We start from the raw sequence: 26,365 nt of genomic DNA, 5'->3' as shown, positions 1-26,365 counted from the left end.
CTCACCCGCGCCCGAACAGTCCCTGCGGTCGCCAGAGCAGCACCGCCAGGAAGATTGTGAACGTCGCCGCCAGCGTCAGTCCTGGATCGATTGCGGTCGCGACGATTGTCTCGATCAGCCCGAGTGCCAGGCCGGCGACAAGCGCGCCTGCGACATTGCCGACCCCTCCCATGATGACGATGACCAGCGCCTTCATCGTGAAGATCACCCCGTCGGTCGCCGAGAAGGTCTGGTACATCGCAATCGACGCACCGGCCGTAGCGGCAAGCGCTGTCCCGACCGCGAAGCCTTGCCGGGCAACCCGATTTACGTCGATCCCCACGAGCGGTGCAGAGCCGGGCGTCTGCGCGACCGCTCGCAGTGCGAGGCCCCATCGGGTGCGCGCCAGCACGACGACCAGCGCGCCGCCGACCACGACGCATATCCCGAACGCGATAAGCCTGTTCAGTGCGACGGGAACACCGAGGACCGACACACCCTGATCCAGGTAAGAGATCGACGTGAAGTTAGCGCCGAAACTCACCAGAAGAATGCCCTGGATCAGGAACAGCAGACCGAAGGTCGCCAGGATCGAGTCCACCTCAAGCCGGCCGCGCGCGCCGGACCTGACGACCAGGGGATGCATCATCACGGCGTAGAGCACCCATCCGAGCACATATCCCGCCGGTGCGATGAGAACGATCGCCAGAAGCGGCGGAAGGCCGACCCCCTGGAAGAGTGCGACGAGGACGAAAGCCGCGGCCAGCGTCAACTCGCCATAGGCGAGGTTCATGATGCGGCTGATGCCGTACTGGAGCGTCAGCCCCAGAGCGAGCAACGCATAGGTGCCGCCGAGCACGAGGCCCAGGATGAGGGTTGTGAGCAACATGAAATCCGATCGCAGACTTGGTGGCGCGGGCCATTGCGAGGCCCACGCCTGCCCGTATTCAGACGGCGCTTACCATTCCGGCTTGGGGATGACCGGATCCGACGCTCCCGGCTTGTCTGCCGGGCTCACTGCTCGGAACGCACCTTCCTGCCACTGGCCGACCCACCAGAGGTCCCGCAGCTGGTTGTCCTCGAACGTCACGTCGCCGATGACGGTCGCGAATGTGCCGTTCGACAGCTCTTCGGCCAGCGCGGCATGATCGAGGCCGACGCGCGCGACTGCCTGCCCCAGCATCTCCAGCGAGGCGTAGGTGATCGCGCTCGCCCAACTGTCTGGCGGATTGCCGGTGAAATCCGTGTGACTGGCAAAATAGGCCTGGATCGCGGCACTGTCGGCGTTTACGCCGCCGATCGCCATGACGCCTTCGGCCTTTCCATCGGCTACGCCCGGATAGATCGGGAACGCCCCGCCTACCGAAATGTAGAAGACCTTGGGGTTGTACCCCATGGTTTGCGCCGTCTTCGTCATCCCGAAACTGCCCGGCGGGTAGGAGAATGCAACAAAGCTGTCAGCGCCGGATGATTGCGCTTCGCTCAGGATCGCGGCGAAATCGGATGTGCCGAGGGGATAGCTTTCATCGTAAACCAACTCGAACCCGGCTTCCTCAAACGCCGGCCGCGCGCCGTTGATCAGGTCGATCCCGAACCCGTCCGCGACCGAGACCACGGCGACCTGGTTGTTGATCGTTCCCGCGTCGCGCGCAGCGGCGAGAACTTCGACAAGCGCGGTGGCATAGTCATGACCGCCGCCGAGCATCCAGAAGCTCCGATCCCAGCGGGCGGCGAATTCCGGTGCCTTGTCCGTCACCGCGGTGACTGCAAGCTGCGGGTAGCCGTATCGCGCCATCAGCGGCGCAACGGCGAGGTTCGCCCCGGTCCCCCATGGCGGCAGGATCAGGTCTACCTTGTCCTGGCTGGCCAGTCGCTCGATCGCGCGCACAAGGTCTTCGTTCGAGGATCGGCTGTCGTATTCGACGACCTCGATCATCCGGCGGGAACCGTCCGGCATCTCCAGGCCGCCGGCCTCGTTCACGGTCTTCACCCACAGTTCATAGTTCGGAATGGTCGTGATACCTGCGCCAGTCGCGTTGGCTCCAGTGCGCGCGACCGCATAGCCGATGGTGGCGGTCTCGTCCTGTGCGGCAACCGGTTGAGATCCTAGCGTGACGGCGACCGTCGCTCCGGCCGCCAGCGCGCGCAGGGCGTGCCGCGGGAAAAGGCTGTTCATGTTGTCCTCCCTATCGGCCCGTGTCCCGGGCCCTTGTTCGTCCGAGTGCAAACAGAGACTCTCATGTCTGCTCACCTCCGGGCCGTGTACCGACGCTAGATCACCGGTCATGGACAGAAAATGCATATCTGCGGCTAAGAATTGCACTTTTGCTGGGTGACAGCTGTCGAAGGCTGTAGGATGGATGCATGCCCGAGACCCTGCTTCGCCATTTACCAGCACGCACTTCAGCCAGTGTTCACTATCTTCGAAGCCCACTTACGCACGTAGGCTTCGCCCTAGCGCCGGAGAGCGCGCAGCTCGTCCTGGTTGCGGCGGGTCGTGCCCAGATACGGGCAACGGTCGGTGAAGCATCGCAGGGGGTTGAGACTGGGAACCTCCTTTGGCTGGCTCCAACCTGCGGAGGAGAACTCGTGGCCGAGGGAGGCACGCGCGCGACGATCGTCTCGATTCCGAACCTTGCTCTGGCTGGCGCGTTGCCGGCAACACCGCTGGGTCAGCAGATGCGGCGCACTCTCGGCCAGGACCTTACCTTTCCGATCGAGACCGAGGGTCGCATCGCTACTCTGATCGACGGTCTCAGTTCGGAACGGTCGCGGGCACGGTTCCGACGTAAAGCCAGAGCTGACCGATGCACCGGGGAACAGTCCTACGCGGCCTGGCCATAGAGTGTACGCCGCACCAATGCCAAAGCGGACGCTGCGGCACAACTCCGAGTCAATCTCGGTCCACGCTCGGTCAAAGAAGCATGAGCCATTACAACCACCAATCCGCACGAGCGCTGTATACTGAGCCCAGGAATTGCCTCGCCCAGATAGCACCGTTTCGGACTAAGGTTGCTAGCGCCAGGCACATCGACGATCGCAAATCGTTACGCCTTCAAACGCGTCAAAGACCGGCCGCGCAACCGACATCCCCGCGGAATGCCCCATACGCGAGCCAACCTGTCATGAGATCTGCATTTAGCAATTGCGGTTTAGCCATCCCAAACCGTCATTGGCGTGGGTGTATCTCCTTGCGGCGCCACGACTGGACTTGCTTCACCCGGGCCTAACAACTCCCTGCGTAGTCTACGCCTTCGCCGCCCTCTCGAAGTCCTCATCCGCGATGGGCCGGATATGCTCCGCCCCCGGGTAGCCGCCACTGTCGACGTCGACCCGGAACTCTAGGAAGGCGGCGACGCGTTCGAACTGGAGGCGTTCCGGCTCGGGGGCGAAGGTGCGGTAGACCTTACCGTCTCGAGCGCATCCGAAAGACGGCGAAAACGCTGATGTGGCAACGGGCGCCCTCCGTATGTTTCATGGAATAGGATCGGCTTATCTGCTCGAAAGCAAAGCTAGCCAATAGGGTTTTCCGGCGCGCTCAATTAATTTTCCTTTCCGTTCCGCCCCATGCGCGCGGCCCCGTCTCTACCGGGCCGAGCCGCTCTTGACTCAGGCGCGGGGTAGGAGATGTAATGAGAACATAACACGAACATCCGACTCAGGGACAGCGCATGGAGATGCACGCCGCCGCCACGCTCGACCGCCTGTCGCTCGGCCATCGCAAGGGCCGGGTGGCTCGGCTGCGCCTTGGCCTGAACGGCCCGGACGAGGTACTGGGCGGCGGGCTGGAACAGGCCGGCCTGCACGAGATCCGCGCCCCGCTGGCGCGCGGCATCGGGGCGGCGACCGGGCTGGTCGCGGCGCTGCTAGCGCAGCTGTGCCAAGGGCCGCGCGGGCGGGTGCTGTGGATCACCGACCCGGCGGCGCTGCCCGATGCGGGGCTGCTCTGCCCCGACGGGCTGGCGCAATACGGGCTGGATCCGGGCGCGCTGACCCTGGTGCACCCGGTGGACCTGAAATCCGCGCTCTGGGCGGCGGACGAGGGGGCGCGGTGCACCGACCTCGCCGCCGTGGTGCTGCACGTGAAGGGCAACCCGAAGCTGCTGGACCGGGTGGCGACGCGGCGGCTGATGATCCGGGCGCGGGACAGCGGCGTGATGGTCCTGATCCTGCGCCAAAGCGGCGAGGAGGAGGCCAACGCCGCCCTGACCCGCTGGCGGGTGGAGCCCCTGCCCTCGCCCCCCGACGCCAGCTTTCCCAAGGGTATCGGCCTGCCCTGCCACAGGCTGGTGCTGGAACGTAGCCGCGACGGCCGCAGCGGCGCCTGGTCCGTCACCTGGAACCCCAAGCGCAAGACCTTCGATCATGGCCCACGACAGACAGAACAGGAGGTACCTGGCCCTCGTCTTCCCGCACCTGCCCACCGACCGGATCGCCCGGGCGCGCTGGGGCAGGTCGTGGATCTGCGACGGGCGACCTGAGGCGCCGCCGCTGGCGGTGGCCGACACGGTGAAGAACGCCGTGCGCCTGACCGGGCTGGAGCCGGGGGCGGCGGCGCTGGGGCTGAGCCCGGGCCAGACGCTGACCGACGCCCGCGCGCTGCGCCCGGACCTGGACGCGCAGCCGGCGGATACGCAGGCGGACGCCGCGTTGCTGCGCTCGGTCGCCGCCTGGTGCGACCGCTATTCGCCGCTGGTGGGGCTGGAGAAGGAAGAGGAGGAGTCGCCGCGCCTGATGCTCGACATCACCGGCTGCGCGCATCTGTGGAAAGGAGAGGACGGTTTGCTGGACGATCTGCTGACCCGCCTGCGCGGCCAGGGCCTGCACGCCCGTGCGGGGCTGGCCGACACGCAAGGCGCGGCCCGCGCGCTGGCGCTGCACGCCTCGGGCGGCAGCCATCCGCGCGCGGTGGCGATGCCGGGAAAGACCCGCGCCGCGCTCGACCCGCTGCCGGTCTCGGCGCTGGGCATCGGGGCCGAGGTCGCGACCGCGCTGACCCGCGTCGGGCTGAAAACCGTGGGGTGCATCGCCGACCTGCCCCGCGCGCCGCTGGCCCGCCGCTTCGGCGCGGCGCTGATGACCCGGCTCGACCGGACGCTGGGGCGCGAGAAGGAGGCGCTGACGCCGCTGCGCGCCCCCGCCGCGCTGAGCGCCGAGAAGGCCTTCTTCGATCCGATCAGCCATGAAAGCGACATCGACCGCGCCATCGCCCTGCTGGCCGAGGCGCTGGTGCCGATCCTCGAGGATCGCGGCCTCGGCGCGCGCCGGCTGGAGCTGCGGCTGTTCCGCGTCGACGGCCATGTCGAGCGGCTGGAGGTCGCCTCGGCCGGGCCGTTGCGCCGCGCCGACCGGATCGCGGGCCTGTTCCGGGACCGGATCGCGGGGCTGCGGCAGGACATCGAGGCCGGGTTCGGGTTCGATCTGGTGAAGCTGGACGTGCTGGAAAGCGAGCATTTCGGCGGCGCGCAGGGCGACCTGGTGGACCGCCGCGCCCCCGAGGACGGTTTCGCCGCGCTGGTGGACCGGCTTGGCGCGCGGCTGGGCCCCGAGCGGGTGCGCGGCTTCGTCGGGGCCGACACGCATATCCCCGAGCGCGCCTTCGGCACCCTGCCCCTGTCGCGGTTGCGCGCGGGCAGCGCGCCCTCCGGTCCCGCCGCCAAGGTGCCGGTGCCGCCGCTGTCGCGCCCGTTGTTTCTGCTTGCGCGCCCCGAGCCGGTCGAGACCGTCGCCCAGGTCCCCGACGGCCCGCCGCTGCGGTTCCGCTGGCGGAAAGTGGGCCATGCGGTGACGCGCGCCGAGGGGCCCGAGCGGATCGCCTGCGAATGGTGGCGCGACGGGCGCAGCGCGCCGACACGGGACTATTTCCGGGTCGAGGATGGCGAAGGCTACCGGTTCTGGATGTTCCGCCACGGGCTTTACGCGCGCGAGGCGGTGCAGCCGCGCTGGTACATGCACGGGGTGTTCGGATGAGCGGGCCTGAGGGGCGCGCCCCGGCGGGGGCATCGAGCCCCCTTCGGGGCGGGGATCGCTTTGCGCTCCCGGTGCCCGGTTTTTGGTGTGGCGCTTTGGATTGGTGGGAGAGTTTTGCTGGGGAAGGTCTGAGGGACAGGTGTGTCCCTCAGACCGATGGTAAGCATCGGGATGCGAGTCGCGCCCGCCTCAAGGGTGAACGGCCTGACGGCCGCTGCCTGCGGCAGCCCTTGACCCGGGTCCGACTCGCGGGATCGTGGGGGTGAGATGCGTGTTCTGCCCCCGGGCGGGGTGGAGCTGGCGGCCACCTCGAATTTCTCTTTCCTGCGCGGCGCCTCTCATGCCGAGGAACTGATCGGCCAGGCCGCGAAACTGGGCCTTGCGGGGATTGCGATCTGCGACCGCAACTCGGTCGCGGGTGTCGTGCGCGGGCACATGGCCGCGCGCGAGGCCCGGCTGGCCTATGCCCCCGGCTGCCGGCTGGTCTTTACCGACGGCACGCCCGACGTACTGGCCTGGCCCGAGGATCGCGGCGGCTGGCGCTCGCTCTGTGAGCTGCTGAGCCTTGGCAAGCGGCGCGCGCCCAAGGGCGAGTGTCACCTGACCTTGCCGGACCTGCTGAGCCATCTGGACGGGCTGCTGCTGGCGGTGCTGCCCGCCCGCCGGGTGGAGGCCTGCCTGCCGCAGGTGCTGGACAGGCTGCACGCCGCAAGGCCCGACCACGTCCACCTGGCCCTGACCCGCCTGCACGGCCCCGGCGACCAGCGCCGCCTGACCCGGCTGGCCGCCCTGGCCAAGGAACAGCAGGTGCCGCCGGTGGCCGTCGGCGACGTGCTCTATCACCACCCGGACCGCCGCCCGCTGCAGGACGTGCTGACCTGCATCCGCGAGGGTACTACCCTCGCCCGCGCCGGCACCCTGCTGGAGCCGAACGCCGAGCGTCACCTGCGCCCCGAGGCGGAAACCATGCGCCTCTTCGCCGACCTGCCGCAGGCGGTGGACAATGCCCGCACGCTGTTCCGCCGCATACGCTTCTCGCTGGACGAGCTGCGCCACCAGTACCCCGAGGATCCGGTGTTCGCAGAACTGGGCGGCGAGGCCATGCCCAGCCAGCAGGCGCTGGAACGCCTGACCGCACTCGGCGTCAAGCGCCGCTGGCCCGAGGGCCCGCCCGCCAAGGTCCGGACCGCGCTGGCACACGAGCTTGGCCTGATCCGCCGGCTCGACTACGCGCCCTATTTCCTGACCGTCTACGACATCGTCCGCTTCGCCCGCTCACGCGGGATCCTCTGCCAGGGCCGCGGCTCGGCGGCGAACTCGGCCGTCTGCTATGCGCTGGGGGTGACGGAGGTGGACCCCGCCAAGGTCGACCTGCTGTTCGAACGCTTCATCTCCGAGGACCGGGGCGAGCCCCCCGATATCGACGTCGATTTCGAGCACGAGCGCCGCGAAGAGGTGATCCAGTACATCTACGAAAAGTACGGCCGCGAGCGCGCCGGGCTGGCGGCCACCGTCATCACCTACCGCGCGAAATCCGCGATCCGCGAGGTCGGCAAGGTCTTCGGCCTGTCCGAGGACGCCATCGCCGCGATCTCGGCCACCAAATGGGGCTCCTGGTCGAAGGAGGTCGACGCCGAGGATGCCCGCCGCGCCGGCCTCGACCCCGAGGACCGGCACCTGAACCAGATGCTCGACCTCGCGCAGCAGATCGTCGGCTTTCCCCGGCACCTGTCCCAGCATGTCGGCGGCTTCCTGATCACCCGCGACCGACTGACCAGCCTGATCCCGGTGGAAAACGCCGCGATGGAAGATCGTACCATCGTCGAATGGGACAAGGACGACCTGGAGTCGCTCGGCATGCTCAAGATCGACGTCCTCGCGCTGGGGATGCTGACCTGCCTGCGCAAGGGGCTCGACCTGCTGGCCCGCCATTACGAGCGGTGGGAGACGCTGGCCTCGATCGAGGATGGCGACACGCCGACCTACGACATGATCTGCCGCGCCGACACGGTGGGCGTGTTCCAGATCGAAAGCCGCGCGCAGATGACCATGCTGCCGCGCCTCAAGCCCCGCTGCTACTACGACCTGGTGATCGAGGTCGCCATCGTCCGCCCCGGCCCGATCCAGGGCGACATGGTCCACCCCTACCTGCGCCGCCGCCAGGGGCTCGAGGAGGTCACCTACCCCAAGGAGGAACTGCGCCAGGTCCTCGGCAAGACGCTCGGCGTGCCACTCTTCCAGGAGCAGGCGATGAACATCGCCATCGTCGCCGCCGGCTTCCCCCCGGGCGAGGCCGACAAGCTGCGCCGCGCCATGGCGACCTTCAAGCGCGTCGGCACCATCGGCAGCTTCCAGACCCGCATGGTCGAGGGCATGGTCGCCAACGGCTACGAGCGCGAGTTCGCCGAGCACTGCTTCCGCCAGATCGAGGGCTTCGGCGAATACGGCTTCCCCGAAAGCCACGCCGCCAGCTTCGCGCTGCTGGTCTATACGTCGTGCTGGCTGAAATGCCATTACCCCGACGTGTTCTGCGCCGCGATCCTGAACTCGCAGCCGATGGGCTTCTACGCCCCGGCCCAGCTGATCCGCGACGCCCGCGAACACGGCGTCGAGGTGCGCGAGGTCGACATCAACGCCTCCGACTGGGACGCCACGCTAGAAGCCGACGCCGCCCCGCAGCCCGTCGCCATGCAGCACCAGTCGATGGTCGGGATCATGCGCCACTCCCACGCGGTGCGGCTGGGCCTGCGGCAGGTGAAGGGCTTTGGCGAGCAGGACGCGCAGCGCCTCGTCGCCCGCCGGGGGCGCGGCTATGACAGCGTGCGCGACCTGTGGCTGCGCTCGGGCCTGACCCGCAGCGCGATCGAGAAACTGGCCGAGGCGGACTGCTTCCGCTCGCTGGGCCTCGACCGCCGCGCGGCGCTCTGGGCGGTGCGCGCTCTCGACCCCTTGGGCAGCGCCGAACACCTGCCGCTCTTCGCCACCACCCGCGACGACGGCACGATGCGCGAGGCCGAGATCGCCCTGCCCCCGATGCCGCTGGGCGAGCATGTGATCACCGACTACCAGACCCTCAGCCTGTCGCTAAAAGCACACCCGCTGTCCTTCGTCCGCGAGCCGCTGGCCCGGCGCGGCACCACGCGGAACGTCGATTTGCAGCGCCGCCGCTCGGGGTCATGGGTGACGGTCGCGGGCCTCGTGCTGGTGCGCCAGCGCCCGGGCACCGCCAAGGGCGTCGTCTTCGAGACCATCGAGGACGAAACCGGCGTTGCCAACATCATCATCTGGCCCAAGGTGTTCGAACGCTACCGCGCGCTGGTGCTGGGCTGCCGCTGCATCGCGGTGCGCGGCCGGCTGCAAAGCCAGGACGGGGTGATCCACGTCGTCGCGCACGAGCTGTTCGATCTGACCGGCCTGATGCAGCGGATCTCCGACGCCGACATCGGCCTCGCTTCACTGGCCAACGCCGACGAGGTCCGCCGCCCCGTGGCCGAGGACAACCGCAACCAGCGCCGCCACGCGGGCTCGGCCCTGTCACGGTTGCTGGCGGATGCGCCGGAACTTCGCAACGACGCCGAAGCGCTGGCCCGCAACCGCGCCCTGCCCAAGGGGCGGAACTTCCATTGAAGCCCTCCGCCGGACAGGAACAAGTTCACCTCGCAGCCTCAAGGATGACGCCCCCGGGTCGAACCTGCCTGCCACGCCCCGGGCCGGATATCCGTGGCTCAGGAGACCTCGTCGCCCCCCTCCCGCACGAACATCGTCGCCCCATCCGGCGACCGCGCCTCGGGCAGGAAGCCACATTTCTCCAGCACCCGCGCCGAGGCCGGGTTGCCCGCGTCCACCCCGGCCCGCCAGCGCACCGGCCCGGCCTCGGCCATCAGCCCGCGGACCAGCTCCGTCGCCACCCCACGCCCCCACGCGCGCTCGGCAAGAAGATAGCCCAGATGGGCCTCCCCCGGCGCCGCTTCGGCAAGGATCAGCAGCCCCAGCAACGCGCCGCCGTCTCGATCGCGCACCAGCATCACACGGCTCTCTGCCGCCCGCGCGTCGATCCAATCCCCGACGGCGCCGTCCAGCGCCAGCGCTTTCGGCAGCGGCGCCAGGACCGCAGGCGTCAGCACCCCGGCAAGCTCCGCCTCCAGCCACCGCCGCGCCTCGCCGTTCGCCAGAACCGGCCCCCAGTCCGCCACCTCCAGCCGAACCGTGAAGAAATCAGGAACCATACCGCACCCCAAAGCACCGCGCCCGTCCCGCGCCCGCCTTCCACTTTCCCCAAATATCCCCGCCGGAGGCATCCTCCGCCAGCCCCGAAACCCGCCATCCGGACGCGTTCACGAAGCTTTAACACTTAACATGAAAGCAATTTCAGATACTTGAGGGGGTTTTCACGATGAAATCCCCAGATTTCATGCCTTGCACGCGCCCCCGCGCCGGGCCACAACTCGGCGCATGACAGATCCGCGCACGCCCCCGATCTTCGACGGCCACAACGACGCCATTCTGCGGCTCTGGCGAGCCGGGGCGGCGCGCGCCGCGCTGAACTTTGCCGACGGGCCCGGGCAGATCACGCTGAAACACGCGCAGGCTGGCGGCCTGGCCGGGGGCTTTTTCGCGCTCTTCGTACCCTCCGGCCCGCTGCCCGACCGGGCCGCCTTCCGCCACCCGCCCTACGACCTGCCCCTGCCGCCCGCCATCGAGCGTGCCCCGGCACTGGTCACGGTGGTCGAGCAGGCCGAGGTGCTGATCGCCCTCGACCGCGCCGGCCTGATTTCCCTCTGCCGCACCGTCGCCGAAATCGAGGCCGCGATGGCCGCGAACCGCCTCGCCGCCGTCATGCACATCGAGGGCGCCGAGGCGATCGGCCCGGATCTCGAAGGGCTGGACTTGCTTTGTGCCGCCGGGCTGCGGTCAATCGGCCCGGTCTGGTCGCGGCCCACGGTGTTCGGCCACGGCGTGCCGTTCCGCTACCCGTCCGACGCCGACACCGGGCCGGGGCTGACACCGGCGGGCAAGGCCCTCGCCCGCCGCTGCAAGCAGCTCGGCATGGTGTTCGACACCAGCCACCTGAACATGCGCGGTTTCTGGGACGTGGCCGAGGAAGGCCTGCCGCTCGTCGCGACCCATTCCAACGCGCACGCGATCTGCCCCACCGCCCGCAACCTGACCGACGACCAGCTGCGCGCCATCGGGCAGACCGGCGGGATGGTCGGGCTGAACTACGGGGTCTTCTTCCTACGCCCGGACGGCGGCATCGCGCCCGAGGGCACGCTTTCGTTCTGCGTCGACCACCTGGCCCACATGATCGAGGTCGCGGGCGAGGACCACGTCGGCCTCGGCTCGGACTTCGACGGGGCACCCTGCCCGCCGGAACTCGCCACCGCCGCCGGGCTGACCGCATTGCGCGATGAAATGCGCGCCCGCGACTTCGGCGAGCCGCTGATCGAGAAGATCTGCAACCTGAACTGGCTGGACTTCCTGCGCCGGACCTGGGGCGGCTGACCCGCCGCCCCGGCCGCGCTCAGACGAACAGGAAGTCGTCGGCGGTCAGTTTCGCCGAGGCGATGTCGAGCAGCTTTACCGCTGTCTCTGCGAAGGTGACCAACGCCCCCTCGGCCACGTCCGCGATGTCGAGATCCGCGAACCCATCCGCGCCGGTCAGGATCCGGATCACGTCCAGGCCGTCCTCGAAGTCGACGATCGTGTCTGTCCCGGAGTCCGCCTTGAAAATGAAGACATCCGCGCCCTCGCCGCCGATCATCAGATCGTCGTCCCACTTGCTGTTGATCAGCGCCTCGCCCGCCTCACCCAGCATCGCGAGTTCGTTGACGGTCCCGCCGAAGATCTGATCCGGCCCCCAGCCACCGTTCAGCAGATCCTGCCCCGCACCGCCGAAGAGGTTGTCCGCCCCGCCGTTGCCGCGCAGGTCATCCGTGCCGCCGTCACCCTCCAGCAGATCCGCCTGGCGTCCGCCCTCGAGCAGATCCTTGCCGGCGCGACCGCGCAGATGGTCGGCGCCATCCAGACCCTGGATGTGGTCGTCACCATCCTTGCCAACCAGCCGGTTGTCGACGGCGTTGCCGATGATCCAGTCGTCGCCGTCGCCGCCCACCGCGATCTCGATAACCGTGCCCAGCGCGATCAGCACGTTGCCGGTGATCCCCCACATGTCCGAGGCGGCTCCTTCACGCAGGTCGATGCGCTGGTCGGCTTCCTCCCGGCTGCCATCGAGCTTGTCCCGCCCGCCATCGTCGATGATCGTGTAGGCCAGCGCGCTTTCCATGCCCGAAAGCCGCGCGGCATAGCCGTCGAGGTTCGAGTTCTCGCCGTAGACCGTCTTGCCGGTCCGGATCTCTCCCGGAAGATCGTAGAGCATGTCTATCGCCGCGATGTCGGCGATCATCGGAGTAACGATGAATGCGAACGAAGCGTCCAACCAGTCGTTCTCGTTCTGAGAGAAGTAGGACATCACCGTCATCTGCCAGCTGTCATTCAGATAGCTGTTGTCGACGCCCCAGATAGCCGAGCCGTTATAGGGACCGGCGTGTCCCAGCCCCAGCGCATGCCCGATCTCGTGGATGTAGGTCTGGAAGGAATAGCTGTCGACCGAGGTGCCATAGGTCCGGAGCCAGTTCTTCGAGATGTTCACTTCGGATTCGAGGATCGTCTCTCCGACCGTGCTCATCACCGTGTACGCCCCGACCTGCTCGTCGTCGAACGTGATGTCGGCGTCCCCTGAGGTAATCTCGAACTCCAGACCGGTAGACCAGGTCCATGCCGACAGGGCCTTCTTGGCCAGCGCCCGCCCGTCAGCGGCCAGTCCAGTGATGTTCGCTGTAATCGACTCTCCGTCCGAAAGATCGAAAGAACGGTGAGACCGCCCCGTGTCTTCCCAGTAGCCGTGCGCCAACTGCTCGGCGACCTCATCGACGGTCCAGACATCGAGCACGCGCGGCGGAGGCGATTCCTGCAGATGCAGCGTGTAGCTTCCGGTGAAGATATCGGCATAGCTTGCGGCTTCGAGATAATACGTGCCGCCGCTGCCGACGGTGAACTCACGGATCACCGGATCGAGTCCGTCACCGGAATCGTCGTCCTCGGCCAGCAACTTGCCGGCACCGTCGTACAGCCGAAGATAGCCGTCGGACAACGTGCCGGCTGTCATCGCAAGATCGTAGGTCGTGCCTTCGACCAGGGTGACGGCGACCCAGTCGCGATCCCCGGGCGCCGCAATCGTCCCGAGGAAGCTGTCGCCAACCTGGATGGAATACTCGGTATCCGGGCCCTCCACCGCGTCGGCGGTCTCGGTCACGATCTCGCCCTCTGGGCCGGGGTCCTCCGGCAGGCCGTGATAAAGCGTTGTAATCTCTACACTCATGACTGCTCGACTCATCTACTTTTTACTTGGCGGTGGAAGCGCCGGGCCACTTGCCCGCACCACCCCCCGCGCGAAACGGGCAACAGCGCCCGCGTTCACATCGCCGTCCAGAACCGAGGTCTCTACCCACTCTCCGGTCACCGTCCGGCCCGCCCGGTCAACCCAGACCAGGCGGCCTTCGAGCCGGTCGTCGGCAACGGTGCCGAGTTCCAGGCTCACGGCGTTGTTGAATATGAATTGCGGCGCAATCTTGACCGTCCGCGGCGCAATCGCCCCGTCGAGTTCATCGGCCAGCGCCTGGCACAATCCGGCAACAGTCTGGGCTTGCGGCGGGCAGTAGAGGATCACTGGTTCGCCCGCTTTGCCCCGGCCAGGAACCGGAAGTGACGAAAAGAGAACCGCAAGAAGCACGGTTATCCGGCACACACTCAAGAGATGACCCACGCTTCCCCCATTATCGGGCCCCCACAGCCCGTTCTTCGTTTTGACACAGTCTACCGCGCCCACCCCGAGTCGGCGAGGTGCCGCATCCTTTGCTAGGTCACTATCTTTCCAGTGTGGCTTTCCTTCCGCGTTTCACCGACCTAGGGTCCAACCTGAAAACGATGATCGAAGTTGTTGGTTTCCAATTTATTCCACCCTGCAGACCACCTCCGGAGCGCCGATGTACGACTTCTACACCTGGACCACACCGAACGGGCGAAAGGTCTCGATCCTGCTCGAAGAGCTTGACGTCCCCTACACGACCCATGCGATCGACATCGGCAACGGGGACCAGCACACCCCCGAGTTCCTGAAGATCTCTCCGAACAACAAGATACCGGCGCTCGTGGACAGGGAGACCGGGCTGAGCCTGATGGAATCGGGCGCGATCATGATGTACCTCGCCGAGAAGCACGGCCGCTTCATGCCCGAAGGCGAAGCGCGCTGGCGCGCCATCGAGTGGCTGATGTGGCAGATGGGAGGCGCCGGCCCGATGCTTGGCCAAGCACATCACTTCCTGCGTCACAATCCCGGCAAGGCGCCTTATGCCGAAGATCGCTACCACAAGGAGGCGGAACGTCTTTATGGCGTGCTCGACCGCCGCATTCAGGAACATGGATTTGTTGCCGGGACCTATTCCATCGCGGACATGGCGATCTGGCCATGGATCTCGCGATTCGAGTGGCAGCAGGTCGACCTGAACGCCTTTCCGGCGCTGAAGGACTGGTATCTGCGCATCGCCGCGCGCCCCGCCGTGCAGCGCGGCTATGACGTGCCCAAGGTGGTGAACCCGATCCCGATGCCCTAGAGGCCGCTGTCCTTCACAGCCTCCATCGAGACATGGGTGGAGGTGCCCGCCACGTGCGGCAGCGACGAGATCGTCTCGCCCAGCACGCGGCGGTAGGCGCGAATGTCGCGGGTGCGGACCTTCAGCAGGTAGTCGAACGCGCCCGCGATCATGTGGCACTCCTCGATCTCGGGGACCTCCATGACGCCGGCGTTGAAAGCGGCCAGCGCCGCCTCGGAGGTGTCGGTGAGCCGCACCTCGGCGAAAGCGACATGGTCGAGGCCAAGTTTCCGCGCGTCCAGCACTGCGCGGAAGCCGCGGATGTAGCCCGCGTCGCGCAGCCGTTTCAGCCGCACTTGCGCCGGGCTTTTCGACAGCCCTACCTTTTCTGCCAGTTCCGTCACCGGGATCCGTCCGTCCCGGGCGAGGATCTGCAGCATCTTGCGGTCGATGGCGTCAACCTGCCCGTCAGGCGCCATCTTCGCGGCCATTTCGCCTTTGCCAGCCACCATCTTCGACCCCATATCCTGCATGAGAGGCGTGTTCGGGAAAACAGCCTGCTGGCGCGCTGATAGACTGGCTCCAAGTTTCGTACAAGGAGAATGCAGATGACCGCGACGCCAACGCCGCGCGAAAGGATCAGGGATGACAGGCTTGCCGACGGCGCCGACGTACTGGCCCGGCTGGCACAGGAAGCCCCGGTCGGACAGGACCTGCGCGACCGCGCCCATGCCCGCGCGGTGGAACTGGTGCGCGACATTCGCGAGCGCTCGAAACCGGGGCTGATGGAGGTTTTTCTGGCCGAGTACGGCCTGTCCACCGAGGAAGGCGTCGCGCTGATGTGCCTTGCCGAGGCGCTGCTGCGGGTGCCGGACGCCGACACGATCGACGCGTTGATCGAGGACAAGATCGCACCCTCGGAATGGAGCGCGCACCTTGGACATTCCAGCTCGCCGCTGGTCAATGCCTCGACTTGGGGGCTGATGCTGACGGGCCGCATCCTGCGCGAGGGCGAGGGTCCGGCCTCGGTCCTGCGCGGAGCGATCAAACGGTTGGGCGAGCCGGTGATCCGTGCCGCCGTGGGCCGTGCGATCCGCGAAATGGGGCATCAGTTCGTGCTGGGCCGCACGATCGACGAGGCACATGAGCGGGGCCGCGCAAGCGCCAAGAAAGCTTACACTTTTTCCTACGACATGCTGGGCGAGGCCGCGCTGACCGCCAAGGACGCGGACGGCTTCATGAAAGCCTACTCCACCGCCATCGCGCGACTGGCGAAAGCCTGTGAAAGCAAAGACATACGGAACAATCCGGGGATATCGATCAAGCTGTCGGCGCTGCACCCGCGCTATGAGACCGGGCAGCACGACCGGGTGATGGCCGAACTGGTGCCGCGCGTGCTGGAGCTGGCGCAGGCCGCCAAGTCCGCGGGCATGGGCCTGAACATCGACGCAGAAGAGGCAGACCGGCTGGAGCTTTCGCTCGACGTGATCGAGGCGGTTCTGGGCGACGACAGCCTTGCCGGCTGGGACGGGTTCGGCGTGGTGGTGCAGGCCTACGGCAAGCGCGCGGGCGGCGTGCTCGACTGGCTGCACGCGTTGGCGGAGCGGCTGGATCGGCGGATCATGGTGCGGCTGGTCAAGGGTGCCTATTGGGACACCGAGATCAAGCGCGCGCAGGTCGAGGGGCTGGCCGGTTTCCCGGTCTACACCCACAAGGCCGAGACCGACGTGTCCTACCTGCACTGCGCGAAGAAGCTGCTGGGAATGACCGACCGGATCTATCCGCAGTTCGCCACGCACAACGCCCATTCGGTCGCCGCGATCCTGGCGATGGGCGCCGATGCCGGTTCCTATGAGTTCCAGCGCCTTCACGGCATGGGCGAGGCGCTGCACGACCGGGTTCTGACCTCGGAAGGCACGCGCTGCCGGATCTATGCACCGGTCGGCGCGCACCGCGACCTGCTGGCCTACCTGGTGCGGCGGCTACTTGAAAATGGCGCGAACAGCTCGTTCGTGAACCAGATCGTCGACGAAGGGGTGCCGCCCGAGACGGTCGCCGCAGATCCGTTCGACGTGTTGGCGCGGGTTGAGGGCCACGCCGGGCCGGTGACCAGGCCTGCGGACCTGTTCCGCCCCGAACGGGCGAACTCGCGCGGCTGGGAACTGCGCGAGGCGGACGTTCTGGCCGATATTGACGCGGCGCGCGGTCCGTGGGCCGATCACCGCTGGCAGGCCGGGCCGATCCTTGCGGTCGAGACCACTGGCACCGAGGCGCACGAGGTCCGCAACCCGGCCCGCCCCGATGACCTGGTCGGCCAAGTGCTGCAGTCGAGCGAGCCCGACATCGAGGCCGCGCTGGCCGCTGCCTCGCCGTGGACCGCCAGCGCCGAGGAGCGCGCGACCGTGCTACGCCGCGCCGCCGACCTCTACGAGGCGAACTTCGGCGAGATCTTCGCCCTGCTGGCCCGCGAGGCCGGCAAGGGCCTGCCCGATGCCGTCGCGGAACTACGCGAGGCGGTCGACTTCCTGCGCTACTACGCGGCGCGGGGCGAGGAACTGGGCTCGGCCGCGCCATGGGGCGTGTTCACCTGCATCTCTCCGTGGAACTTCCCGCTGGCGATCTTCACCGGGCAGATCTCGGCCGCGCTGGCAGCGGGCAACGCGGTGCTGGCAAAACCGGCGGAATCGACCGGGCTTATCGCACACCGGGCCGTCGAGTTGCTGCACGAGGCGGGCGTGCCGCGCCATGCGCTGCAACTTGTGCCGGGCGCGGGCCGCAAGGTCGGCGCGGCGCTGACCGGCGATACGCGCGTCGGCGGCGTGTGCTTCACCGGCTCGACCGCGACCGCCCAGGCGATCCACCGCACGATGGCCCCGGTGCTGCGCCCGGACGCGCCGCTGATCGCGGAAACCGGCGGGCTGAACGCGATGATCGTCGACAGCACCGCCCTGCCCGAGCAGGCAGTGAAGGACATCGTGATGTCGGCATTCCAGTCGGCGGGCCAGCGCTGCTCGGCGCTGCGGGTGCTCTACGTGCAGAAGGACATCGCCGACAGCTTCACCGAGATGCTGCTGGGCGCGATGGACGAGCTGCGCCTGGGCGATCCGTGGCATATCTCGACCGATATCGGACCGGTGATCGACACCAACGCCAAGGCGAAGATCGACACGCATATCGCGGCGGCGAAGGCCGAAGGGCGGCTGGTGCACCAGGTCGCGGCGCCCGAAACCGGCAGTTTCGTCGGCCCGGCGGTGATCCGGGTGAACGGCATCGGCGACCTCGCCGAGGAGATCTTCGGCCCGGTCCTGCATATCGCCACCTACCGCGCCGGGGACCTCGACAAGGTCGTGGACGCAATCAACGGCTCGGGCTTCGGCCTGACCTTCGGGATGCACTCGCGCATCGACGACCGGGTGGACCAGGTGACCCGGCGGCTGAATGTCGGGAACTTCTACATCAACCGCAACCAGATCGGCGCGATCGTCGGCTCTCAACCCTTCGGCGGCGAGGGATTGTCGGGCACCGGGCCGAAGGCGGGCGGGCCAAACTACGTGCCGCGCTTCACCTCACGGCCCCTGCCCGGCCACGCGGTGCCCCATGCCGCCGACGCCGACTCGGTCCGCGTGGCCGAGGCGCTGCGCAAGGTCGGCCCCCCGGTCGAGCAGGTTCTGCACGCGACCAACCTGCCGGGACCGACCGGCGAATCGAACCGGCTGACCGAGGTCGGGCGTGGCGTGATCCTGTGCCTCGGGCCGACGCTGGCCGACGCGCGGGAGCAGGTGCGGATCGCCGCCGAGAACGGCTGCCGTGCTGTGGTGGTGGCGCCGGGGGCCGAAAGCCCGGGCATCGACGGCGTCCTGCCGCGCGCCGCTCTGACCGAATTGCAGGGCTTCGACGGCGTGGCGCTGTGGAGCGGCGAGGACGACCTGCGCGCTGCCCGCGTGGCGCTTTCGGAGCGTGACGGCGCGCTGATCCCGCTGCTGACCGGGCCGGACATGGGCCCCCGCTGCCGGCTGGAGCGGCACCTGTGTATCGACACCACGGCGGCGGGCGGGAACGCAACGCTGCTGGCGCAGGCGAGCCACGAAGTGCCGCAACCCATTGACGCCTAGAGCGGTTCCGGCGCTAGGCTGGGCAGTGGCCGCCATTTCCGGCGACCGCTGCCCAGGAGCCGCCAATGACCGAGGAGCCTTTCCGCGCCCCGTTCTCGGCCGCCGAGTACACGCGGCGACTGACAAAAATCCGCGCCGCGATGGCGGTGCAGGATCTGGACGTGATGTTCGTGACCGACCCGTCCAACATGGCCTGGATCACCGGCTATGACGGCTGGTCCTTCTATGTGCACCAGGGCGTTCTGGTCTTTCCGGACCGTGATCCGATCTGGTGGGGCCGCTTCCAGGATTCCAACGGCGCCCGCAAGACGGTCTGGATGCCCGAGGACTGTATCCTCGGCTATGCCGACAATTTCGTGCAATCGCGCGAGCGGCATCCGATGCAGGACCTGGCGCAGGTGCTGCGCGATCTCGGCCTCGCTGACGCGCGCGTCGGCGTCGAAGCCGAGAATTACTATTTCAGCGCCCGCGCCTATCTGACGATGCTCGAATCCCTGCCCGAGGCGACACTGATCGACGCGACCGGGCTGGTGAACTGGGAGCGCGGCATCAAGTCGGACGAGGAAATCGCTTTCATGCGCAAGGCCGCCCGCATCGCCGAGCGTGCGGTGGACGGCATTGCCGAGCGCGTCGAGCCGGGCCTGCGCAAGAACGAGCTGGTCGCCGACATCATGCACGACCTGATCGACGGCGCCGGGGACGATTGGGGCGACTACCCGGCCATCGTGCCGCTGTTGCCAAGCGGCGAGTCGGCCTCGGCGCCGCACCTGACCTGGAACGGCTCGGAGTTTCAGCGCGGCGAGATCACCTTCTTCGAGCTGGCTGGCTGTTACCGTCGCTATCACGCCCCCTTTTGCCGGTCGGTCTTCCTGGGCAAACCGCCCGACCACATCCTGCGCGCCGAGGCCGCGCTGGTCGAAGGACTGGAAGCCGGGCTGGACGCGGCCCGCGCCGGCAACCGTGCCCGCGACATCGCCGCCGCCCTCGCCGCCCCGCTGGAGGCGGCGGGGATCCGGCGCGGCGCACGTTGCGGCTATCCGATCGGGCTGAGCTATCCACCGGACTGGGGCGAACGGACAATCTCGCTCAGGGCCGAGGACGACACCGTGCTCGAGCCGGGCATGACCTTCCACTTCATGCCGGGGCTCTGGATGGACGACTGGGGCATGGAGATCACCGAGAGCATCCTGATCAAGGACTATGGGCCGGCGGAATGCTTCTGCGACCGTCCCCGCGCGCTTATCGTGAAGGACTGACATGCTGGACGAGACGATCGACATCCTGGGCACGCTGATCGGGTTTCCGACAGTCTCGTCGGACAGCAATCTCGGGATGATCGCCTGGCTGGCCGAGCGACTTTCGGACGCGGGCGCGCGGATCGAGCTGAGCCACGACGAGAGCGCCAGCAAGGCCAACCTCTTCGCAACGCTCGGGCCGGAGGGCGACGGCGGCGTGGTTCTGTCGGGCCATACCGACGTGGTGCCGGCGGGCGGCCAGCCCTGGAACAGCGATCCGTTCGTGATGGAAGCGCGGCACGGTCGGCTCTACGGGCGGGGCAGTTGCGACATGAAGGGCTTCATCGCCGCCTCGATCGCCCTACTACCATACGTGCAGCCGGACCGGCTTCGCCGCCCACTGCATTTCGCGTTCACCTATGACGAGGAGGTCGGCTGCCTCGGCGGGCAGCAGCTGGTCGCGCACCTGGCCGATCGCAGCTTGCGGCCGGCAGTGGCGATCATCGGCGAGCCGACGGGGATGCGTGTGGTCGAGGGCCACAAGGGGTGCCACGAGTACACCACGCGGTTCACCGGGCGCGAGGGTCATGGCTCGGCCCCCGATGCGGGCGTGAACGCGGTCGAGATGGCGGTGCGCTATGCCGGACGCCTGCTTGAGCTGCGCGAGACGCTCAAAGGCCGGGCGCCCTCGGGGAGCCGGTTCGCACCGCCCTGGACGACGGTGAACCTTGGTCGGCTGACGGGCGGCACCGCGCACAACGTCATTGCCGGAGAGGCTACGCTGGATTGGGAGATGCGCCCGGTCCATGCCGCCGATGCGGATTTCGTGCGGGACGCGCTGGTGCGGTACTGTGAGGAGGAGCTGCTGCCCGCGATGCGCCGCGTCGCCCCGGAAGCGCGGATCGAGACGCAGGTAATCGGCGAGGTCGTGGGGCTGGAGCCGTTGGAAGAGAACCTCGCCCGCCGCCTGGTCGCTCAACTGACCGGTCGCGACGCGGCGGAGCTGGTGCCGTTCAGCACCGAGGCAGGCCTGTTCCAGAGCCTCGGGACTCATTGCGTGGTTTGCGGGCCTGGAGAGATCGCGCAGGCTCACAAACCGGACGAGTTCGTCGAGGCCGAGCAGCTTGCGCAGTGCTGCACGATGCTGAAGGGGCTCGCATCACACCTTACCTAGCGTAACCTTTAAGGCCGCCCAACGCGCGCCAACCGTCCGCCGTTTTTACATATAAATTTCAAAGCGGTACGCGATCTTGATGAAAAACCGGTCAAACCCGAACGTAGCTGTTGTGTTCCTGCTCATTATCGTGGCAGGCTTCCGGAAATACTTGGCGCAAGACCAACAGGGAATAATTTGGCACAGCAAGCGACGCCCGATGGTTTCGTGGTCTTTGACCGCGTGCAGAAAAGCTACGACGGGGAAACTCTCGTCGTAAAAGACCTCAATCTTTCAATCGGCAAGGGCGAATTTCTGACCATGCTCGGCCCCTCGGGTTCGGGCAAGACGACCTGCCTGATGATGCTGGCCGGGTTCGAAACCGCGACCCACGGCGACATCCTTCTGGATGGGAATGGCATCAACAACATCCCGCCGCACAAGCGCGGAATCGGCATGGTGTTTCAGAACTACGCCCTATTCCCGCACATGACCGTGGCCGAGAACCTGTCCTTCCCGCTGGAAGTGCGGAACATGGACAAGTCGGAGCGCGAGGCCAAGGTGAAGCGCGCCCTCGACATGGTGCAGATGGGGGCCTTCGGCGGCCGCCGTCCGGCGCAGCTTTCGGGCGGTCAGCAGCAGCGTGTGGCCCTCGCCCGCGCGCTGGTGTTCGAACCGGAGCTGGTCTTGATGGACGAGCCGCTCGGCGCGCTCGACAAGCAACTGCGTGAGCACATGCAGTTCGAGATCAAGCGCATCGCGGACAGCCTTGGCATCACGGTGGTCTACGTCACCCACGACCAGACCGAAGCACTGACGATGTCGGACCGGGTCGCGGTGTTCAACGACGGCCGCATCCAGCAGCTTGCGCCGCCCGACACGCTTTATGAAGAGCCAGAGAACAGCTTCGTCGCCCAGTTCATCGGCGAGAACAACACACTCGAAGGCGAGGTCCAGGAGATCCGCGGCGATATCGCGATCGTCCGGCTCGACGGCGGAGAGATCATCGACTGCAAGCCGGTGAACGTCTCGCAGCCCGGACAGCGCACCCGCGTTTCGATCCGCCCCGAGCGGGTGGAGTACAACAAGGACCGGCTGTCGCCTGACGCACATACGCTGAAGGCCGAGGTGCTGGAGTTCATCTACATGGGCGACATCTACCGCACGCGGCTGCGGGTGGCGGGGAACGATGATTTCATCATCAAGACCCGCAACGCCCCCGACCAGCGGCGGCTGACGCCGGGCGAACAGCTGGAAATCGGCTGGCTGCCGGCAGACTGCCGGGCGCTCGACGCGTGACTGGACACGCCGGTACGCGGATTCGCGTTCCGGCATCCGGGGCCTGCCGACCCCGCCCGTGGCGCAGGCCCCCGCTTAGCCTATGACGGGTCTAACTGGGAGAAACACATGAAACTGAGCACAACGCTTATGGCCTCGACCGCGCTGGTACTGGGCGCCGGCGTGGTCACTGCGCAGGACATGGCGGACGACATGACGCTGGTATCCTGGGGCGGCGCCTACCAGGAGAGTCAGCAGAAGGCCTATGTCGAGCCCTACCTGGCCAACAACTCGGGCGTCAGCGCCGTCTGGGACGAAAGCTCGAACGAGGCCGTCGCCAAGCTGCGCGCCATGGACGAAGCCGGCAACATCACCTGGGACCTGGTCGATGTCGTGGCCTCGGACGCCATGCGCCTCTGCGACGAGGGCCTGGCGATGGAAATCGACCATGACGAGGTCCTGGCCGCCGCACCCGACGGCACCGACGCCTCGGAAGACTTTGGCGACCTGATCGTCTCGGACTGCTTCATTCCGCAGATCGTCTATTCGACCACCTTCGGCTATCGTACCGACATGGTGCCCGATGGCGTCGAGCCGCCGAACGACATCTGTGATGTCTTCGACCTCGAGACCTATCCGGGCAAGCGCGCGCTGGAAAAGCGCCCGATCAACAACATGGAGTGGGCACTGCTCTGCGACGGCGTCGCCAAGGAAGACGTCTATGACGTGCTTGAGACCGACGAAGGTCAGCAGCGCGCCTTCGACAAGCTGGCGACGATCAAGGATAGCGTCGTGTGGTGGTCTGCCGGTGCCGAGACGCCGCAGCTGCTGGCCGACGGCGAAGTCTTCATGGGCTCAACCTACAACGGTCGCCTGTTCTCGGTGATCGAGGAGCAGGGTCAGCCGGTCGCGATGATGTGGGACGCTCAGGTGTTCGACCTCGACGGCTGGATCGTTCCTGCCGGTCTGCCCGAGGATCGCCTGGCCCGCGTGATGGACTTCCTGAAGTTCGCCACCGACACCCAGCGCCTGGCCGACCAGGCCAAGTACATCAGCTATGGCCCTGCCCGGAACAGCTCGGCTCCGCTGGTTTCGACCCACGCAGAACTGGGTATCGAGATGGCGCCGCACATGCCGACCGACCCGGCTAACGCCCAGAACACCTTCCTCTACAACTACGAGTGGTGGGCTGACTATCGCGACGATCTGGATGCCAAATTCCAGGCCTGGCTGTCGCAGGGCTGATCGCCTGACATGAGACGGGCGGGGGCCGTAGCGCGGCCCCTGCCCCGCCGCCGTCGGCGGCAAGACTGGAAGCGGAGCGACAAGGACACGACATGGCCGACGTCACCGACGCGACGACCGGGCGGACCGCGCCCACACCCGACGATGGCTTGCGGATCGCCGACAGCGAAAAGTCGGGCCCGGTGCTGGCTGCGGACGGCACGCCGCTGAAGCGCAGCCTGCAACGGGCCCTGAGGCGCGAGAAACTGCGCGCCCTGATGCTGATCGCGCCGCTGCTGATCTTCGTGCTCGTGACCTTCATCGCGCCGATCGCGGACATGCTGTTCCGCTCGGTCGAGAACCAGATCGTCGGCGACACGCTGCCGGCGACCGTCGCCTCGCTGAACGACTGGGATGCTGACGCGGACGAACTGCCGCCGGAACCGGTCTACCAGGCGCTGTTCTTCGACCTGTTCCTGGCGGCCGAGGCCAAGTCGCACACACGGCTCGGCACCCGGCTGAACTATGAGACCACCGGGATTTCGTCGATGTTCCGCTCTTCCGGGCGCGACATGGACAACGTCGGCGAGCCCTACCAGGACGCACTGGAAGAAATCGACGAGCGCTTCGAGGATGGTGCGTTCTGGCACGAGATGATGACCGGTAGCGGCGACGCAGATACCGCACTGCTGGAGCGGCAGCGCGCCCGGCTCGCCGCGCTGGCGCGCGAGAGCATGGCTGGCGACGTGGGCTTCGCACCCTCTGTGGAAATCGCCGAGATGCTGCCGCTGACCGCGCAGGAATACACCGCCTTCGCGATCTTCACCGCCATCGTCGACGAAGACGTGGTCGCCGAGGAAGACCCTTGGGAAGCAGTTTATGCAGCGCTGGCACTGGACCTGCAGAACGGAGGTGCCGAGCGCGTGCAGGGCTACGGTGGTCCCGGTGCGGACGCCCTGCAGGCAGCCGCCGCCGCCGTCGATCAGCTTCCCGTCACCGATTTCCGCGAGACCTTCATCGAGGTCGACGACGGTTGGGGCGAACGGGTCAACTGGGAGACGATCAAGACCTACTCCCCGCCCTTCACCAGCGGCTATTTCCTGAACTCGGTCGATCTTCAACTGACTGCGGACGGAGTACAGGCGCGAGACGAGGGCGAGCGGATCTATGTGACCCTGTTCCAGCGCACGATGTTCATGTCGCTGGCGATCACTCTGTCTTGCATCCTGCTGGGCTATCCTGTCGCCTGGCTGCTGGCGAACCTGCCGATGCGCAGTGCGAACCTTCTGATGATCCTTGTGCTGCTGCCGTTCTGGACCTCGCTGCTGGTGCGGACCTCGGCCTGGAAGGTGCTGCTGCAACAGCAGGGGGTGATCAACGACACTCTTGTCTGGCTGGGGATCGTCTCGGACGCCGGACGGCTGGCGCTGATCAACAATCAGCTGGGTACGATCATCGCCATGACGCACATCCTGTTGCCGTTCATGATCCTGCCGCTCTACTCAGTAATGAAGACGATACCGCCAAGCTATCTGCGGGCGGCAAAATCTCTGGGGGCGACGAACTGGACAGCGTTCTGGCGCGTCTATTTCCCGAACTCGGTGCCGGGCATCGGCGCGGGATCGATCCTCGTGTTCATCCTGTCGATCGGCTACTACATCACGCCCGAACTGGTCGGCGGCACCACCGGTGTCTTCATCTCGAACCGGATCGCCTATCACATCTCCAGCTCGCTCAACTGGGGTCTGGCGGCGGCGCTGGGCACGATCCTGCTGGCGGTCGTGCTGGCACTCTACTGGGTCTACGACCGTATGGTCGGCATCGACAACGTCAAGCTGGGAGGCTGAGCCATGTCGGGACTTCCCCCCTATGCCACCACCGGCCAGCGGGTCTGGTACTATTCCTTTCGGGTGATCTGCGGGCTGATCTTCTTCTTCCTGATCGCGCCGATCATGGTGATCATCCCGCTCAGCTTCAACGCCGAGGACTTCTTCACCTTCACGCCGAAGATGCTCGCGCTTGACCCCGAGGGTTATTCGCTCAAGCACTACAAGGACTTCTTCGGCAACAGCGACTGGCAGGCAGCGCTGCGGAACTCGCTGCTGATCGCGCCGGTCGCGACATTTCTGGCGGTCAGTTTCGGCACGCTGGCAGCGATCGGGCTCAGCCAGTCGCATGTCCCCTTCCGCCGGGCGATCATGGCGATCCTGATCTCGCCGATGATCGTGCCGCTGATCATCTCGGCGGCGGGCATGTACTTCTTCTATAGCCGGATCGGGCTCCAGGGGACCTATCTCGGCGTTGTGCTGGCACACGCCGCGCTGGGCATTCCGTTCGTGATCATCACCGTTACGGCCACGCTGGTCGGCTTCGACCGCTCGCTCACACGCGCCTCGGCCAACCTGGGCGCGGACCCGGTGCGCACCTTCTTCAAGGTGCAGATGCCGCTGATCCTGCCCGGTGTGATCTCGGGCGGGCTGTTCGCCTTCATCACCTCGTTCGACGAGGTGGTCGTGGTGCTCTTCGTCGGTTCGGCCGGGCAGAAGACCCTGCCCTGGCAGATGTTCACCGGCCTGCGCGAGCAGATCAGCCCGACCATTCTCGCAGTGGCCACGATCCTGGTGGTTGTCTCGATCCTGCTGCTGACCACGGTCGAGATCCTGCGCCGCCGGTCCGAGCGGCTGCGGGGCATGTCGCCCGGCTGACCGGGCGAACGCACGCGCCGCCACCTCGGGACGCCTCCGGCGGGAGTATTTGCGGGGATGA

General features: G+C 67.1%; 17 protein-coding genes and 1 pseudogene. 12 read left to right on the top strand and 6 right to left on the bottom strand.

What is annotated here, in order from left to right; genetic code table 11:
- Nucleotide 1: 1 nt before the first annotated feature.
- The gene (locus ACW9UR_RS04910) at nt 2-868 is read right to left on the bottom strand and encodes a branched-chain amino acid ABC transporter permease (protein WP_458915800.1); all 867 of its coding nucleotides are present in this window, start codon (nt 866-868) and stop codon (nt 2-4) included.
- A 69-nt stretch (nt 869-937) separates the two neighbouring features.
- A complete protein-coding gene (locus ACW9UR_RS04905) occupies nt 938-2,155 on the bottom strand; it encodes an amino acid ABC transporter substrate-binding protein (protein WP_458915799.1) in 1,218 nt (405 codons plus the stop codon).
- A gap of 1,495 nt (nt 2,156-3,650) precedes the next feature.
- Here ACW9UR_RS04905 and ACW9UR_RS04900 point away from each other — a divergent pair.
- From ACW9UR_RS04900 to ACW9UR_RS04890, 3 genes are all read left to right on the top strand, one after another.
- Entirely contained in the window at nt 3,651-4,460 is an 810-nt protein-coding gene (locus tag ACW9UR_RS04900; RefSeq protein WP_458915798.1) for an ImuA family protein, read from the top strand.
- Nucleotides 4,345-5,949: a Y-family DNA polymerase gene (locus ACW9UR_RS04895; RefSeq protein ID WP_458915797.1), complete on the top strand. Its 1,605-nt coding sequence runs from the start codon at nt 4,345-4,347 to the stop codon at nt 5,947-5,949. Before ACW9UR_RS04900 ends, ACW9UR_RS04895 begins: the two co-directional genes overlap by 116 nt.
- A 267-nt stretch (nt 5,950-6,216) precedes the next feature.
- Nucleotides 6,217-9,576, top strand: coding sequence for an error-prone DNA polymerase (locus ACW9UR_RS04890; RefSeq protein WP_458915796.1), 3,360 nt, complete (start codon nt 6,217-6,219; stop codon nt 9,574-9,576).
- Nucleotides 9,577-9,674: 98 nt separating this feature from the next.
- On the opposite strand, the gene ACW9UR_RS04885 is transcribed toward ACW9UR_RS04890, so the two are convergent.
- Nucleotides 9,675-10,175, bottom strand: a complete 501-nt coding sequence (locus tag ACW9UR_RS04885; RefSeq protein WP_458915795.1) for a GNAT family N-acetyltransferase — start codon at nt 10,173-10,175, stop codon at nt 9,675-9,677.
- A 226-nt stretch (nt 10,176-10,401) separates the two neighbouring features.
- Here ACW9UR_RS04885 and ACW9UR_RS04880 point away from each other — a divergent pair, with 226 nt between their 5' ends.
- On the top strand, nt 10,402-11,451 hold the full coding sequence (locus ACW9UR_RS04880) for a dipeptidase (RefSeq protein ID WP_458915794.1): 1,050 nt from the start codon (nt 10,402-10,404) through the stop codon (nt 11,449-11,451).
- Between the two features lie 19 nt (nt 11,452-11,470).
- Here the strand turns inward: ACW9UR_RS04880 and ACW9UR_RS04875 are convergent, their stop codons facing one another.
- Entirely contained in the window at nt 11,471-13,327 is a 1,857-nt protein-coding gene (locus ACW9UR_RS04875) for a M10 family metallopeptidase (protein WP_458915793.1), read from the bottom strand.
- Nucleotides 13,328-13,342: 15 nt separating this feature from the next.
- Complete coding sequence (locus tag ACW9UR_RS04870; protein WP_458915792.1) at nt 13,343-13,675, bottom strand: hypothetical protein; 333 nt, start codon at nt 13,673-13,675, stop codon at nt 13,343-13,345.
- 316 nt (nt 13,676-13,991) lie between these two features.
- Here ACW9UR_RS04870 and ACW9UR_RS04865 point away from each other — a divergent pair, with 316 nt between their 5' ends.
- Nucleotides 13,992-14,618 carry a glutathione S-transferase family protein gene (locus ACW9UR_RS04865; RefSeq protein WP_458915791.1) on the top strand — a complete coding sequence of 209 codons (627 nt, stop codon included), beginning with the start codon at nt 13,992-13,994 and terminating at the stop codon, nt 14,616-14,618.
- Here the strand turns inward: ACW9UR_RS04865 and ACW9UR_RS04860 are convergent.
- Nucleotides 14,615-15,109 carry an Lrp/AsnC family transcriptional regulator gene (locus ACW9UR_RS04860; protein WP_458915790.1) on the bottom strand — a complete coding sequence of 165 codons (495 nt, stop codon included), beginning with the start codon at nt 15,107-15,109 and terminating at the stop codon, nt 14,615-14,617. The genes ACW9UR_RS04865 and ACW9UR_RS04860 overlap by 4 nt on opposite strands.
- A 96-nt stretch (nt 15,110-15,205) precedes the next feature.
- On the opposite strand from ACW9UR_RS04860, the gene putA reads away from it, so the two are divergent.
- From putA to ACW9UR_RS04825, 7 genes and pseudogenes are all read left to right on the top strand, one after another.
- Nucleotides 15,206-18,709: a bifunctional proline dehydrogenase/L-glutamate gamma-semialdehyde dehydrogenase PutA gene (gene putA, locus ACW9UR_RS04855; RefSeq protein ID WP_458915789.1), complete on the top strand. Its 3,504-nt coding sequence runs from the start codon at nt 15,206-15,208 to the stop codon at nt 18,707-18,709.
- Between the two features lie 65 nt (nt 18,710-18,774).
- A complete protein-coding gene (locus ACW9UR_RS04850) occupies nt 18,775-19,965 on the top strand; it encodes a M24 family metallopeptidase (protein ID WP_458915788.1) in 1,191 nt (396 codons plus the stop codon).
- Between the two features lies 1 nt (nt 19,966).
- A complete protein-coding gene (gene argE / locus ACW9UR_RS04845; RefSeq protein ID WP_458915787.1) occupies nt 19,967-21,118 on the top strand; it encodes an acetylornithine deacetylase in 1,152 nt (383 codons plus the stop codon).
- 177 nt (nt 21,119-21,295) lie between these two features.
- Nucleotides 21,296-22,396: an ABC transporter ATP-binding protein gene (locus tag ACW9UR_RS04840; RefSeq protein WP_458915786.1), complete on the top strand. Its 1,101-nt coding sequence runs from the start codon at nt 21,296-21,298 to the stop codon at nt 22,394-22,396.
- Nucleotides 22,397-22,504: 108 nt separating this feature from the next.
- Nucleotides 22,505-23,620, top strand: a complete 1,116-nt coding sequence (locus tag ACW9UR_RS04835) for an extracellular solute-binding protein (RefSeq protein ID WP_458915785.1) — start codon at nt 22,505-22,507, stop codon at nt 23,618-23,620.
- Between the two features lie 92 nt (nt 23,621-23,712).
- A complete protein-coding gene (locus ACW9UR_RS04830; protein WP_458915784.1) occupies nt 23,713-25,446 on the top strand; it encodes an ABC transporter permease in 1,734 nt (577 codons plus the stop codon).
- Between the two features lie 12 nt (nt 25,447-25,458).
- A pseudogene (locus tag ACW9UR_RS04825) lies at nt 25,459-26,304 on the top strand (ABC transporter permease); the annotation flags it as partial.
- Nucleotides 26,305-26,365 lie beyond the last annotated feature (61 nt).

This window comes from Halovulum sp. GXIMD14794, from assembly GCF_054457455.1.
This window is presented reverse-complemented; position numbering and strand designations above follow the sequence as displayed.

Excerpts from the sequence above, each read along its gene's own strand:
- ACW9UR_RS04910 (WP_458915800.1), bottom strand. The coding sequence starts at position 868 with ATGTTGCTCACAACCCTCATCCTGGGCCTCGTGCTCGGCGGCACCTAT.
- ACW9UR_RS04905 (WP_458915799.1), bottom strand. The coding sequence starts at position 2,155 with ATGAACAGCCTTTTCCCGCGGCACGCCCTGCGCGCGCTGGCGGCCGGA.
- ACW9UR_RS04900 (WP_458915798.1), top strand. The coding sequence starts at position 3,651 with ATGGAGATGCACGCCGCCGCCACGCTCGACCGCCTGTCGCTCGGCCAT.
- ACW9UR_RS04895 (WP_458915797.1), top strand. The coding sequence starts at position 4,345 with ATGGCCCACGACAGACAGAACAGGAGGTACCTGGCCCTCGTCTTCCCG.
- ACW9UR_RS04890 (WP_458915796.1), top strand. The coding sequence starts at position 6,217 with ATGCGTGTTCTGCCCCCGGGCGGGGTGGAGCTGGCGGCCACCTCGAAT.
- ACW9UR_RS04885 (WP_458915795.1), bottom strand. The coding sequence starts at position 10,175 with ATGGTTCCTGATTTCTTCACGGTTCGGCTGGAGGTGGCGGACTGGGGG.
- ACW9UR_RS04880 (WP_458915794.1), top strand. The coding sequence starts at position 10,402 with ATGACAGATCCGCGCACGCCCCCGATCTTCGACGGCCACAACGACGCC.
- ACW9UR_RS04875 (WP_458915793.1), bottom strand. The coding sequence starts at position 13,327 with ATGAGTGTAGAGATTACAACGCTTTATCACGGCCTGCCGGAGGACCCC.
- ACW9UR_RS04865 (WP_458915791.1), top strand. The coding sequence starts at position 13,992 with ATGTACGACTTCTACACCTGGACCACACCGAACGGGCGAAAGGTCTCG.
- ACW9UR_RS04860 (WP_458915790.1), bottom strand. The coding sequence starts at position 15,109 with ATGGTGGCTGGCAAAGGCGAAATGGCCGCGAAGATGGCGCCTGACGGG.
- putA (WP_458915789.1), top strand. The coding sequence starts at position 15,206 with ATGACCGCGACGCCAACGCCGCGCGAAAGGATCAGGGATGACAGGCTT.
- ACW9UR_RS04850 (WP_458915788.1), top strand. The coding sequence starts at position 18,775 with ATGACCGAGGAGCCTTTCCGCGCCCCGTTCTCGGCCGCCGAGTACACG.
- argE (WP_458915787.1), top strand. The coding sequence starts at position 19,967 with ATGCTGGACGAGACGATCGACATCCTGGGCACGCTGATCGGGTTTCCG.
- ACW9UR_RS04835 (WP_458915785.1), top strand. The coding sequence starts at position 22,505 with ATGAAACTGAGCACAACGCTTATGGCCTCGACCGCGCTGGTACTGGGC.
- ACW9UR_RS04830 (WP_458915784.1), top strand. The coding sequence starts at position 23,713 with ATGGCCGACGTCACCGACGCGACGACCGGGCGGACCGCGCCCACACCC.